Origin of the sequence: Microcoleus sp. MON2_D5, assembly GCF_036701905.1 — a bacterium.
Taxonomy (GTDB): Bacteria; Cyanobacteriota; Cyanobacteriia; order Cyanobacteriales; family Microcoleaceae; genus Microcoleus.
The window spans coordinates 30,815-44,261 of sequence record NZ_JAUBRM010000014.1 but is presented as its reverse complement, the minus strand read 5'-3'; the positions used below and the strand labels follow the sequence as shown (position 1 = coordinate 44,261).

The 13,447-nt window shown below is 46.9% G+C and carries 5 protein-coding genes; all 5 read right to left on the bottom strand.

Translation table 11 applies throughout. From position 1 onward, the window contains the following. Nucleotides 1-5: 5 nt before the first annotated feature. Genes QUA47_RS07305 through panP form a run of 5 tightly spaced genes read right to left on the bottom strand, consistent with a single transcriptional unit; the run spans nt 6 to nt 13,356 of the window. Nucleotides 6-5,762: an amino acid adenylation domain-containing protein gene (locus QUA47_RS07305; protein WP_333430246.1), complete on the bottom strand. Its 5,757-nt coding sequence runs from the start codon at nt 5,760-5,762 to the stop codon at nt 6-8. Next, nucleotides 5,759-8,998, bottom strand: coding sequence for an amino acid adenylation domain-containing protein (locus QUA47_RS07300; protein WP_333430245.1), 3,240 nt, complete (start codon nt 8,996-8,998; stop codon nt 5,759-5,761). Before QUA47_RS07300 ends, QUA47_RS07305 begins: the two co-directional genes overlap by 4 nt. Nucleotides 8,999-9,020: 22 nt before the next feature. Then, nucleotides 9,021-10,070, bottom strand: a complete 1,050-nt coding sequence (locus QUA47_RS07295; RefSeq protein WP_333430244.1) for a TauD/TfdA family dioxygenase — start codon at nt 10,068-10,070, stop codon at nt 9,021-9,023. A gap of 60 nt (nt 10,071-10,130) precedes the next feature. Then, nucleotides 10,131-11,678, bottom strand: coding sequence for a condensation domain-containing protein (locus QUA47_RS07290; protein WP_333430243.1), 1,548 nt, complete (start codon nt 11,676-11,678; stop codon nt 10,131-10,133). Beyond that, nucleotides 11,668-13,356, bottom strand: a complete 1,689-nt coding sequence (gene panP, locus QUA47_RS07285; protein WP_333430242.1) for a pyridoxal-dependent aspartate 1-decarboxylase PanP — start codon at nt 13,354-13,356, stop codon at nt 11,668-11,670. Before panP ends, QUA47_RS07290 begins: the two co-directional genes overlap by 11 nt. Nucleotides 13,357-13,447 lie beyond the last annotated feature (91 nt).

Here is a 13,447-nt window from a genome sequence, read left to right as displayed (position 1 = left end):
GGGAATTAAATTCCTGATTCAGAAATCATTTCGCCCATCGCTACAACAATTTTTCGCGAACCGATAAATGGATTGCGACTGTGAGCGGCAAGCATATTATCTAGCATTAAGATGTCTCCTGCTTGCCAGGGAAAACTAACAGCAGCTTCCCTGTACACTGCCTGAATTTCTTCCATTACCGAGTCTTCAATAGGAGTGCCGTCACCGTAATAGACATTGCGGGGGAGGTTCTCTTCTCCAAAAACAGAGAGCAAGGAAGCGCGGGTTGCCGCATCTAAGCAGGAAATGTGGTGCAAGGGAAGTTGGTTAAAAAATACCATCTCTTGAGTTTTTGGGTGCTTGGCAATTGCGGGGCGAATTTTGCGAGTTCTCAAATTATTTCCTGCTGTCCACTCAAATTCCATCCCAGCTTGGCGGCAGTATTCCTCAACCACCGATTTGTCTTCAGTTTGGAAAAAATCTTTCCAGCTTACATCTAGTCCGTCTGTGTAGTTACGAACGTACATAATTTGCTTTTGGGCAAATTTTTCTCTGAGTTTCGGGTCTAGCAACTGGTAAATTTTACGGCAGTCAACAATCGGCGTTTCTCCGCCTTGTTGCGCTGGCTGAACGCAGAAAAACCAGATTTTCATCGGCCAGCGGTGCAGGTGCGAACTCTCGCTGTGAAATAAGATAGCTTTATCTGCTGGGTAAGGAGTTGAACCGTAAACTTTTCCGCTAACTCCTTCGCGTGGCAAATCGCCGTACTCCCCAAATAATTCCGAACAAATTGAGTGAGCAAACTGCTCGAATGCGGAAACCACAGGGCCGATGAATCCTCGAAAAAGAATCCCTCCATGCTGTAGCAATTTTGCCTCTATAAATTCGCGGTTATTTTTCGCCCAGTCTGCGAGATCGACATCGGCTACTGCGGGTTTTGCCACTAAAGGAAAGAGTTCGTCGGGGTGCAGGTACTCGGTTTTTATCAATTCGCCTTGCGGCAAAGCCACTACTTTCGGCTTGACGCTTTTGAACTTACTAAAATTGCTTTTTTCACGCTTTACTTCTTGCATGGCTTGTTTCTGCTTCTGGGCTTCTGTGAGAATTTCTAAAGTGTTCAAACGACTGTCAGGCTGCGCCGCAATGCTGCCGAGGAGGGTTTCAAAGCGATTTGACATTTGAGCGATCGTCTCTCTGTCAAATAGGTCGGAATTATACTTCCAACTGCCGACAATTCCTGTGTCTGTTTCCGACACAAATAGCGCCAAATCAAATTTAGCCGTACCGCTATCAATTGCAACCGGGATTAAAGTTAAACCCGCCATTTCTAAAGCCGGCATAGGCGCATTTTGCATGACGAACAAAACTTGAAAGAGGGGTGTCTGACTCAGGGTGCGATCGGGACGCAGTTCTTCTACCAGTTTGTCGAAGGGCAAATCTTGGTGAGTGTAAGCTTTTAATGTCACCTCGCGCACGCGATCGAGCAGTTGGCGAAATGTAGGATTGCCACGCATATCGGTTCGCAAGACGAGGATATTGACAAAGAAACCAATTAAAGCTTCAGTCTCAACTTGTGTGCGGTTTGCCAGGTCAGTACCGACGACAATATCTTCTTGATTTGTGTAGCGATAAAGCAGCGTTTGAAGTGCTGCCAACAAGGTCATAAATAAGGTGACATTTTGTTGCCGACTAAGTGCGTTTAGCGCTTCTGAAACTTGCCCAGAAAGCTGGAATTCTTGAATCTCAGCTCGATCGCTAGAAACAGCAGAACGCGGTTGTTTTGCTGGCAATTGCAGCGGGGGCAAAATTTGACCCAACTGCTGCTTCCAGTCAGCGAGTTTTGCTTCGAGAACTTCGCCTTGCAGCCAATTTGTTTGCCAAACAGCATAGTCTGCGTACTGTACAGAAAGTTCGGGTAGGGGAGAAGGTTTGCCGCTGCCGAAAGCTTCATAAAGCGCCGCCACTTCCCGCACGAGTACCCCCATCGACCAGCCATCAGCTACGATGTGGTGTACTGTCAGTAACAGCAGGTATTCTGTGTCGTCAAGATGTAACAATGTGACGCGCAGTAACGGCCATTTTGTTAGGTCAAAAGGCTGTCGCGCTTCTTCAGCGGCGAGTCGCATTGCCTCGGCTTCTCGTTCAGCTTGCGATAACTCTCTTAAGTTTACGATCGGCAATGTGAAATTAAAAGATGAAATAATAACCTGAGCGGGTCGTCCTTCCACCGAATTAAAAGTTGTCCGCAATGCTTCGTGTCGCTTGATAATCTCCTGAAAAGTTTGCTCTAGAACCGCTACATTGAGCGCCCCCTTCAAGCGTACGGCTGCTGGGATATTATAGGCAGGATTTCCCGGCTGCAATTGGTCGAGAAACCACAGTCGTTGTTGTGCAAAAGAAAGGGGCAATTCTCCCTGCCTTGACGCCCGCTTGATGGGGGGTGCTTTCAGTTTTTGCTCGGCGCGATATTGCAAGAGGCTTTCGGTGACTGTTGCGACGGTAGGCGATTCAAAAAGAGAGCGCAAGGGTACTTCAACTTGAAAAGCTTGTCGCAGGCGAGAAATCGCCTGAGTAGCCAGCAATGAATGACCTCCCAATTCAAAGAAGTTATCGTGAATTCCAACTCGCTCTAAACCGAGAACTTCCGCCCAAATTTCTGCTATTAATTGCTCGTCGGGAGTTCGAGGCTCGACAAAATTGCTCTCGAATTCTGCTGTGTTTGTGTCAGGTGCTCTTAGCGATCGCCGATCGATTTTTCCGTTAGGCGTTAAAGGCATTGCTTCCAGCAGCACAAACGCTGACGGCATCATGTACTGCGGCAGTTTTTGTTTGACAAAGACGCGCAAGTGATTAATAAATTCTGAATCCGTAGGAGTAGTGTCCCCGTGTCCGGCCCGGAGTTCTGAGTTAGCAACGATATAAGCTACTAAACGCTTGTCGCCCGGATTGTCCTCTCGAACCAGTGCGATCGCTTCTCGCACGGCTGGGTATTGGCTGAGTACCGCTTCAATTTCGCCTAATTCGATGCGAAATCCGCGAACTTTGACCTGGTGGTCGCTGCGCCCCATAAATTCAATGTTTCCATCTGGGAGATAGCGAGCCAAGTCCCCGGTTTTATAGAGGCGTTCTGAAAGAATCAACGATGAAGGATGAAGGATGAATGAAGCATGAATTCCGTCCTTTGCAAAGGGGTTAGGAATAAACTTTTCTGCGGTCAGTTCCGGTCGGTTTAGGTAGCCTCTAGATAAGCCGGCACCGCCGATGTGCAGTTCGCCAAATACGCCAACGGGAACCGGCATTAAATAGCTGTCTAATATGAAAATTTGAGTGTTAGCAATCGGGCGACCGATGGAAACTGATTCATCTTTGCCATCAACCTGATAGAGAGTAGACCAGATAGTGGTTTCTGTAGGGCCGTATAAATTCCACACAGCAGCGCCGCGCAAAAGCAACTGATTGGCGAGCTGTCGCGGTAAAGCTTCTCCCCCGCACAGTATTTTTAATTGATTGTTTCCCTGCCATCCTGCTGCTAAAAGCATTTTCCAACTGGCTGGAGTAGCTTGCATGACTGTCGCGCCAGAATTTGTTAATGTTTCTAAAAGCTTTTCCCCGTTAGATGCCACTTCTCGGCTGGCTACAACAACGCGAGAACCTGTTGTAATAGGCAGGAACAGTTCCAGCGCTGCAATGTCAAAAGATAAGGATGTTACTGCTAGCCAAACATCTCGGTCTGCGATCGCCAGTTGTTGGCGCATAGAACTCAAGAAGTTAACGGCAGAGGCGTGGGAAATTTGCACTCCTTTGGGTTTACCTGTTGAGCCTGAAGTATAGATGACATAGGCTAAATTGGAGGAATTTTGTAAACCCACGACTGGCTCGTCGCAGCTCGATATGCCTTCCCAATCTGCATCCAGAAATACGAGGGAGGCGCTAGTTTTTGGCAGGGTTTCTAATAGCTTTTTCTGAGTGAGTAACACGGAAATTTTTGCGTCTTCCAGCATGAAGGCAAGGCGATCTGGTGGATACGCTGGATCGAGGGGAACATAAGCGCCACCGGCTTTGAGAATGCCGAGAAGCCCTACCATCATTTCTAGGGAGCGCTCGACATAAATTCCCACCAAAACTTCTCGGTTGACACCGATTTTTTGCAAGTTACTTGCGAGGTTATTTGCTTTTTTGTTCAGTTCCCGGTAAGTCAGATATTCATTTTTAAAGACGACAGCGATCGCATCCGGCGTCCGCTCTGCCTGCGCTTCAAATAATTCGTGTACGCACTGATTTTTAGGAATTTCCGATTGAGTATTGTTCCACTCAAACAGCAGTTGCTGCTGTTCAGGTTTCGTCAAAATTGGCAAACTTGAAAGGCGCTGTTCGGGATTAGCAGCTATACTTTCTAGTAAGGTTAGAAAATGTCCGGCTATCCGTCGTGCAGTGCTAGCGTCAAACAAATCTTCGCTATACTCAAGCGTTGCATTAATACCCTCTAATCCTTCCTCCAGGTCAAGCGCTAAATCAAATCTCGCCGTTTTCTGTTCTATTTCCAAACTGCTCAACGTCACTCCTGGCAATTTTATCTGCGGCGTCCGGACATTTCGCAGAGAAAACAATACCTGAAATAGCGGATTATGGCTTAAATCTCGTTCGTGGTGGATGATTTCTACCAGTTTCTCGAAGGGCAAATCCTGGTGGTTATACGCGCCGAGAGCTACTTCTCGCACGCGACCCAGTAACTCTTTAAAAGTCGGGTTGCTCGACAGATTGGTGCGGAAAACTAAGGTGTTAGCAAATAAGCCAATTAATTCCTCGATTTCGCGTCGGTTGCGGTTAGCAATGGGGGAGCCGACTAAAATATCTTCTTGCCCGGTGTAGCGATAGAGCAACGTTTTAAACGCTGCCAGTAGGGTCATAAATAAAGTAGCTTTTTCCCGCTGGCTTAATTGGGCGATTTCCTCTGCGATTGCCTTGGGAATGGTGAATTTATGCACCGCACCTCGGAAGGTTTGTACTGCCGAGCGGGGGCGATCGGTTGGCAAATTTAGTACAGGGAGATTGCCTCCAAGCTGTTTTTTCCAGTAAGCAAGCTGCGTCTCTAAAACTTCTCCCTGCAACCACTGGCGCTGCCAACTTGCAAAGTCTGCGTACTGTACCGACAGTTCGGGAAGGGGAGAAGGTTTGCCAGTGCAAAAGGCTTGATAAAACGTGGCCAGTTCCTGGATGAATATTCCCATTGACCAGGCATCGGAAATGATGTGGTGCGTACTCAATAGCAGCACCCAGTTTGAATCGCTCAAGTGCAGCAATTTGGCACGCAATAAGGGTGCTTGTGACAAATCGAAAGCAAGCTTTGCTTCTGCGGCGATTAACCGTTCAACTTCGCGAGATCGTTCAGTTTCAGGAAGCGATCGCAAATCTATTTCTAAAATTTTCAATTCCAGATTTGAAGCGATCGCCTGAACGGGTTGCCCGTTTATTGTCTTAAAAGCCGTTCGCAAAACTTCATGACGCTTGACAAGTTCGTTGAGACTGCGATCGAGGGCTCTCGCGTCGAGTGTTCCCGTCAAACGCACGCCGGCGAGGATGTGATAGGTAAAGTTGCCTGGAGTTAGTTGCTCAAAAAACCACAACCGCTGTTGAGCAAACGACAGAGGAAAAGTGTTAGACTCTCGACTTTGAGGCAGGATTTTTGCTAGCGAAACGTTTTCTTTTTTATGGTTTAGTCGCTGCAACAGCAACTCGCGCTTTTCAGGAGAAAGAGCCGCGATGCGTTCGATTAAATCACTCATTTGCTGACTCCTTGCTGGGCGAGAATTTCCTGAATTTGTGCTTCTGACAGTTGTTCGAGGTCTGCTAACACCTGAGCGAGCATTTCATTGTCTGTTTGTTCGGCTTGCTTTTGCGCGATCGCTACTGCAAAATCGGCGACAGTGGCCGACTCAAATAAACGGTGCAAAGGCAACTCGACCTGAAATGCTTGGCGCACTCGGGAAATTACTTGAGTTGCTAATAAGGAATGCCCACCTAATTCAAAAAAGTTGTCGTAAATGCCGACTTTTTCAAGTTGGAGAACTTCAGCCCAGATAGCGGCTAAAACTTCCTCGATATTGGTGCGAGGCGCGACAAAGTTTCCTGTCAACTCCAGTCGCATTTCGTCAGGTGCGGGCAGCGCTCGTCGGTCTACTTTTCCGTTAGAAGTTAAAGGCAAACTTTTGAGTATCACAAAAGCAGAAGGCACCATGTACTCCGGCAATTTTGACGTTAAGAAATTGCGAATTTCCTTGTGGGTAGGTGCTTGTTTCTGCTCGGAAACCAAATAAGCCACGAGGCGCTTTTGTGCCATTTCGTCTTCCCGCGCCACAACTACAGCCTGCACGATATCTGGATGTTGCCCCAGCACCGCCTCAATTTCTCCCAATTCAATGCGGAAACCGCGAATTTTTACTTGGCCGTCAATTCGCCCGATAAATTCGATGTTTCCGTCTGCCAAATAGCGAGCCAAGTCGCCGGTTTTGTACAGTCGCGTCTTTGCTTGCGTGTCAAATGGATTGCGAATAAACTTTTCTGCGGTTAATTCAGGGCGGTTAAGATATCCGCGTCCCAAATTATCACCGCCGATGTACAGTTCACCAGGTACGCCTATCGGCACTGGTTGCAAGTAAGAATCCAGGATATAAATCTGAGTGTTGGCAATCGGAAGACCGAGTGGAACTTTGTCAAAATCGCACCCAATTTTATCAAATTCCACTTGATAAGTCAGGACGCCTACAGTTGTTTCTGTTGGCCCGTAATGATTGAATACTGAGCAACGGGGAGCAAGATTGCGAAGTGTTTTAATTAAGCTCCAGTTGGCAGATTCACCTCCTAAAATAAGCCGTTTTCCAGGCAAAATTGACTTTGGTTGAGAGGAATTTAAAAGGGCGGCTAGGTGAGAGGGAACTATTTTGAGGCAGTCGATGGGATTGCGGCAGAAATATTCACCCAGTGCCTCTGGATCGGTGGCGCGTTCTTGGGAGATAATATGCAGGCAACCGCCGAAACGAAGGGCGGGGAAAATCACTGTGTTTCCTAAGTCGGCGGCGAAGGTTGAAACAGTGGCGAAACTGGCACCTGATGGCAGGTTTAATTTTTCCTGAATAGCGTACAGGTAATTGAGCAGTTGCCGATGTTCGATCGCTACTCCCTTGGGCGTGCCAGTGGAACCGGAAGTATAGATGACGTAAGCTAAATTGTCAGAAGAGGCGCGAGGCGTGTAAGAGGCAGAAGTAGTGGGAATGTCTGTATCGATGCAAACAATATTTGCCTGAGTTTTCGGCAAGCTTTCAGCGAGTCGCTGTTGCGTTATCAGCACCTGCACTCTGGCATCTTCTAGCATGAGTGCCTTGCGATCTGCTGGGGTTGCCGGGTCTATTGGTAAATAGGCACCACCGGCTTTGAGTACGCCCAGCATTCCTACGATTGTTTCTAAAGAGCGATCGACGCAAATTCCAACAATTGTTTCGGGCAAAACTCCCAAGTTTTGCAGGTGATGGGCGAGTTGATTGGCGCGATCGTTGAGTTCTCGGTAGGTGATTTGTTCACTTTCAAAGACAACGGCAATGCTGTCTGGATTGCGTTCTGCTTGTTCTTCAAAAAGCTGGTGAACGCATTTATTTTTCGGATAATCTTTTTGAGTTTGGTTAAAGTCAAGGAGAAGTTGCAGGCGATCGCGATCGCTCAGTATGTCTACCTGACTGATAGCGACTTCTGGATTTTTGACTACGCTTTCTAAAAGCGCCTGAAAGTGTTCTGACAAACGCTTTATATCTGCCGCAGTAAATAAAGCGGAATCGTAGTGAAATTCAGCGCTTATGGAATTGCACAGGCGAAGGCAGGAGAGCTTGAGTTTGAATGGCTCTAGGCAGGCATCTTGCCGAACAAGGGAAAATGAAACGCCTGAATTACCATAGTTCTTAGGCTCTGCTTGGAACTCAAAGCAAACGGGCCAAAAGCTGCTGCTTTTTTCGTTTCCTAGGATTTGTTCCCAGCTAAAATATTCTTGCCAGTTGTACATCTCGTTGAGATTAACCTCAACTTGCTGCCTCGCTTGTGAGAAATTTAACTCGTCTTGCACTGGGCACTGTAGGGGTAAGTATTTGCCCAGCAGCCCCAGAGAGTGTTCTAATTCTTCATATTTTCTGCCGTCAATCGCTACGCCGATTATCGGGTTGGGTTCTCTAGTAAGCCGCCCAATGAGAATTTGCCAGCAAGTCAGCAGAAATGTAGAAATATCGCTCTGGTGTTTTTGCGCGATCGCTTCCAAGCTGTTTAACAAATCACCCCGAATTTCCACCCTTTCTACTAGCGGCTTAAATTCCGTTTCGGAATTCTTCTTTTCCCAAGGAAGCGTTAATAAATCCCAAGATTCAATGTTCAGCTTTCGCCAGTATTCTTGGCCGATTGCCGTTTCTTCTGATTCGAGTAACTCATTTTGCCACTCAGCAATATCGGCATATTGCATTGACTCATCAGAGAACTCTTCCCCGCACGCGCAGGCTGAGTAGGAAAGACTGAGTTCTCGGGTGAAATTTTTCAGGGTGGCACTATCTGCAATTAAGGCAGAGAAGTTCGCCAGCAATAGGTGCTTGTTTTGCGCCAGAGTGGCTAAAGAGATGTGCCAAAGTGGGCCGCGCTCAAAATCAAAAGGAAGCAGGTTTAGTTGCTGAAAAAGCGCTGCGATTTTAGCTTCTTGTTCTTCTGGAGACAAACCGCTCAGATTGTATTCCGAGATAGGAACTTCACCACTGCTGGCGATCGCTTGCAGGGGTAGTGTCATCCCAGAAAAGCAGTGAAAGCTAGTCCGCAGGATTTCGTGCCGATTCACGACATTTTGCAGCGCACTTTTAAGCATCTCTTTGTCGAGATTTCCGGTAATTAAAATTGCACCTCGAACGCGATAAGTCTGTTGGCTTTTATTTTGCTGTAACCCCCACAAATGCCGTTGCTGTGGAGAGATTATAAACCCTTCGATTGTTTCGTTTTGCATTTCTAAAGTTCCTTTAATAAGCCTAAATATCTGGACAGGTAAACGCTTCTGCCATACCGACAACAACCCGACGCGAACCCGAAAATGGCGTGCGTCCGTGCGCGGCTAGCATATTATCTAACAGCAAGACATCTCCTTCTTCCCAAGGGAAAACAATCGTTTCTTGCTGGTAGCAGCGACGAATTTCGTCTAATATAAAATCTTCAATGGGCGAGCCATCGCCGTAATAAGCATTGCGGGGTAAATCTTCCTGTTTAAAAGAAGTTAAAAGCTCTTTGCGAACGGCGGGTTCGAGATTGGAAATGTGGAAGAGGTGAGCTTGATTAAACCACACCATTTCCTGAGTTTTTGGGTGCTGGGCGACGGCTTGACATATTTGCCGAGTTCTCAAGCGATCGCCACTTTTCCATTCTAACTCAATTCCCGCTTTTTTGCAATACTCTTCTACCTCTATTTTGCTATCAGTATTGAAGACATTTTGCCAGGGCAAATCTACGCCACCGCCGTAATTTCGCACATACATAACCTTTTTTTCAGCAAACTTTTCTCTAATCTTTGAATCCAGGCTTTCAAACACTTTGCGGCTGTTAGCAATCGGAGTTTCTCCTCCCTCTTCTGCTTTCTTGACGCAGAAAAAAGCGATTTTCAGCGGCCAATTGCGAGAATAAGCCATTTCATTGTGCAGGGGGATGAATTGCTCGGCAGGATACTCGGTGGAAGTGTAGATATTTCCGCTCACCAAGCTACGCGGAGTCGAGCGAAAAGAATATTCCAACAAGTCGCCAGCAATAGTTTGAATAAACTGCTCGAAACCATTCACCCCGCCGACTTCAAAGCCTCGAAAAAGTATTCCTCCGTGCTTCCATAACTGCGTTTCAATTGATGAGCGATTGTTTTGTGCCCAACCTGCGAGATTTAATTTTTCTACTGTTGGCTGAAGAACTAGAGGTAGAAGGTTGTCGGGCTGGAGGTAGGCGGTTTTGACTAATTCCTCTGAGGACAGGGTGACGGCTTTGCGCCTAACTGATCCTAACTTTTGGGAATTGAGATTCTTTGTTTCTGTATTTGTCATAACTTTTGCTTTGGTGAAATTCTTGCGATTTTTCCCGAAAAAACCTGAGAGATTGAGCCATCATTTTAAACTTTTCATAACTTTGCGTTTAGCCATTTTTAATTTTTGAATTCCCGAAAGATGAATTTGTTTTTCCTGCTCGATTTGGTGCTGCCTTTCTGCTTCGGCAAGAATTTCTGCCAAGTCGTCGATTTTGATATCTGGCTGGATGACTACCTGGTTGAGGAGGATTTGAAAACCTCTCACCATTCGGGCAACAGTCGCAGCCTCAAATAAGTCCGTTTTGTACTCAAATAAGCCTTGGATTCCTTCTGAAATCTCCCAGAGAGTGAGGCTTAAGTCGTGTCTCGACATACCGACATCGGATTCCAGAATGCTCAAGGTCAAACCAGCTAACTCCAGGGGTGGCATGGGTGCATTCTGGAGAACAAACCACACTTGAAACAGCGGGTTATAGCTGAGATTTCGCTCCGGCTGCAATTCCTCCACGAGCTTTTCAAAAGGGACATCGGGGTGAGCGTAAGCTGCTAAAGATACCTCGCGTGTTCGACCGAGTAGTTCGCGGAAAGTTGGATTACCTGCCGTGTCAATTCGCAGCACTAAAGTATTGACAAAAAATCCAATCAGTTCCTCTAATTCAATGCGGTTGCGATTGGCAATTGGAGAGCCAATAGCGAGGTGATCCTGCTTTATTTGGCAGGATAGCAAGGATTGAAATGCTGCCAACAACGTCATAAATAGGGTGACATCTTGTTGCTGGGCGAGCGTTTTCAGCCTTTCAGTTAAAGAAGCAGAAATCACAAAAGATTGCTGCGATCCTCGGAAAGTTTGCACGGGAGAGCGCTGCTTATCTGTTGACAGCACAGCTAAACCGCCTCCCAATTGCTGTTTCCAATAAGCGAGCTGTTTTTCTAATTTCTCTCCCTGGAAATGCTGCCGCTGCCAACTGGCGAAGTCGGCATACTGCACGGAAAGTTCAGGCAGCGGGGAGGGTTTGTCCGTCGAAAAAGCTTCATAAAGTGCGGCCACTTCTCGCACCAATACCCCCATAGACCAACCATCAGAAATAATGTGGTGTATCGTCAGCAGCAACACATATTCTGCCGAACCAAGTTGCAGCAGAGTGCTCCGCAGTAAGGGATCTCGCGTTAAGTTAAAGGGGCGTTGGGCTTCTTCCAGAGTACGCTGCTCAATTTCAGCTTGCTGCTCAGTTTCTGGTAAATGTTGCAAGTTTACCACCGACAAAGCGAAATCCAAGGAAGGAGAAATCAGTTGAACAGGTTCCCCGTCTACTTCTGCAAAAGCAGTCCGTAAAACTTCGTGACGCCGGACAATTTCATTGAGTGTTTGTTGCAGTGCCGACAAATTCAATTGCCCTTGCAAACGCACAGCAGCAGGAAGGTTGTAGGCAGGGTTTTCGGGAGACAATCGATCGAGAAACCACAGCCGTTGCTGGGCAAAAGAAAGGGGAGCAGAATTTTGCTGCGATCGCCTGGGAATGCGCTTAGATTGCTCAGCCTGTACTGCCTCTTTGCCCAATGCTTTGAGGAGGAGCGCTCGCTTCTGGGGCGAGAGGTTTTTGAGTCGTTCTGAACGATTAGTAGACATGATGATTCACCTCCTCGCAGTGGTCGCTGTTTGTGATAGTTAAGGAAAGCTTTGCTGCTATTTTTAGCTGGTCGTTTAAAACAATGTTGATATCTGCTTCAGTGGTGAGGGGGTTGGCAAGGACGACTCGAAAAGCAACAATGGGAATGGTTTTGCCATAACAGGTGTTTTGCAGGGTTGTTCGCGATACGAAGGTGTGACCGGCTCGCCGCTGGGCCTCCTGAAGGCGCTCGTTAAATTGATTGATGAAGTGGTTGTCTGCTTCGGCTAGTTGTTTTTTGGCTGCTTTTTCCCTGAATGTTTCTGGAATGTAGCGGTATAAAAGAATATTAATTTCTGGTTCTAGCAGCAATTCAAAGGCTGGATTTTCCCGAATTAAATTGGCCAAGTGCTGCGTTTTATCGATGCCTCCATCTATCAAAAACTCATAGCCTTGATGGCCGATGATATTCAACGCGGCTTGCAAGTACAAACTCGCACCTGGTCGAGAGCCTTCGAGAGAGCGCTTGCCTAGATCGATGGAGTCTTTTCGCACCGTGTAGGGTGCGTGTTTTTCAATAACTTTGGCGGTTTGGGGATTGCGGAATAAAACCAGACCGATTCCCATTGGCAAATACATTTGTTTGTGTCCATCTATGGTGACGGAATCTGCTAGTTCAATGCCTGCGAATTTGTGCCGGTGACGTTCGGAAAAAAGCACGGGGCCGCCCCAAGCGGCATCGACGTGAAAGTGAGCGTTTGCTTCTTGGGCGATCGCGGCTATTTCTGGCAGCGGATCGATACTTCCCGAATCGGTGCTGCCTCCAATACCGATAATTGCCAGAATGTGCAGATTGCGATCGCGACATTCGGCCACAGTTTGGCGCAGCGCTGCCAAATCCATGCGGTGATTGGAATCGGTGGGGATTTTTAGGAGATTGCGATCGCCAATGCCTAATAAACCGGCAGCCTTTTCAAAAGAATAGTGCATCAAATTGGAGCCGATTATCACCATTCCCTTGTAGCCGTAAAACTCTAAAGCTGCGTACAAGCCTTCTTTTTCAATGCCACTAAAGTTATTTTTTGGCCCTAAAGAAGCGTTGCGAGCGCACCACAAAGCTGTGATATTAGCTAGGGTGCCGCCCGTTGTCATGATACCGAGCGTGCTGTCACTTTTTTGAATGTGCTGGTTATAAAAATCCTCAGAAAAATCGTAAATTAATCGGTGGATCATTGCCAAAGTCTGGCGCTCGCAGGGGCTTAAAACTTTGGCAGTTTCCATCTTGACTAAATTTTGATTCATCGCGGTTAACAGCTTCGCGATCGGGCGCACAAAATAGGGAAGTGCGCTCGTCATGTGACCGATATATCGGGGGGAAGATGTGTGAATGGAATGGGCAACGAGGGTTTGGGTCAAATCATCGATATAATTCCCAACATCTGTAGGAAGGGCGGGAATTTTGTTTTCCCTAAACTCCTGAATAATTAACTCTAAGTCAATATCTGTACTAGCGGTTTTTGCGTACAAAAAGTCTTGAACTAGGGCAGAAATTCGCTCCTCCATTGCTTCTTCTGCCAAAAAGGACTTTTCTGAAGCACTGAATAGCTCCATTAACTTTTCTTCAAGTGGGGTAACAGAAGCTTTTAATGACTGCATTACATCTTGAGAATCTTTGGCTTTTACTGTTAGTTTATTCATCCCGCATCAATCCTGTTAAATGGGCTTTTTTGTCTCCTATTCCCACCGAAGCCTTAAGGAGAAAAGGGCTGTTTGTGCTTTTTTGCCAACC

What these genes read in the sequence shown, in the direction of transcription:
- QUA47_RS07305 (WP_333430246.1), bottom strand. Translation starts at nt 5,762, where the DNA reads ATGAGTGATTTAATCGAACGCATCGCGGCTCTTTCTCCTGAAAAGCGC.
- QUA47_RS07290 (WP_333430243.1), bottom strand. Translation starts at nt 11,678, where the DNA reads ATGTCTACTAATCGTTCAGAACGACTCAAAAACCTCTCGCCCCAGAAG.
- QUA47_RS07295 (WP_333430244.1), bottom strand. Translation starts at nt 10,070, where the DNA reads ATGACAAATACAGAAACAAAGAATCTCAATTCCCAAAAGTTAGGATCA.
- panP (WP_333430242.1), bottom strand. Translation starts at nt 13,356, where the DNA reads ATGAATAAACTAACAGTAAAAGCCAAAGATTCTCAAGATGTAATGCAG.
- QUA47_RS07300 (WP_333430245.1), bottom strand. Translation starts at nt 8,998, where the DNA reads ATGCAAAACGAAACAATCGAAGGGTTTATAATCTCTCCACAGCAACGG.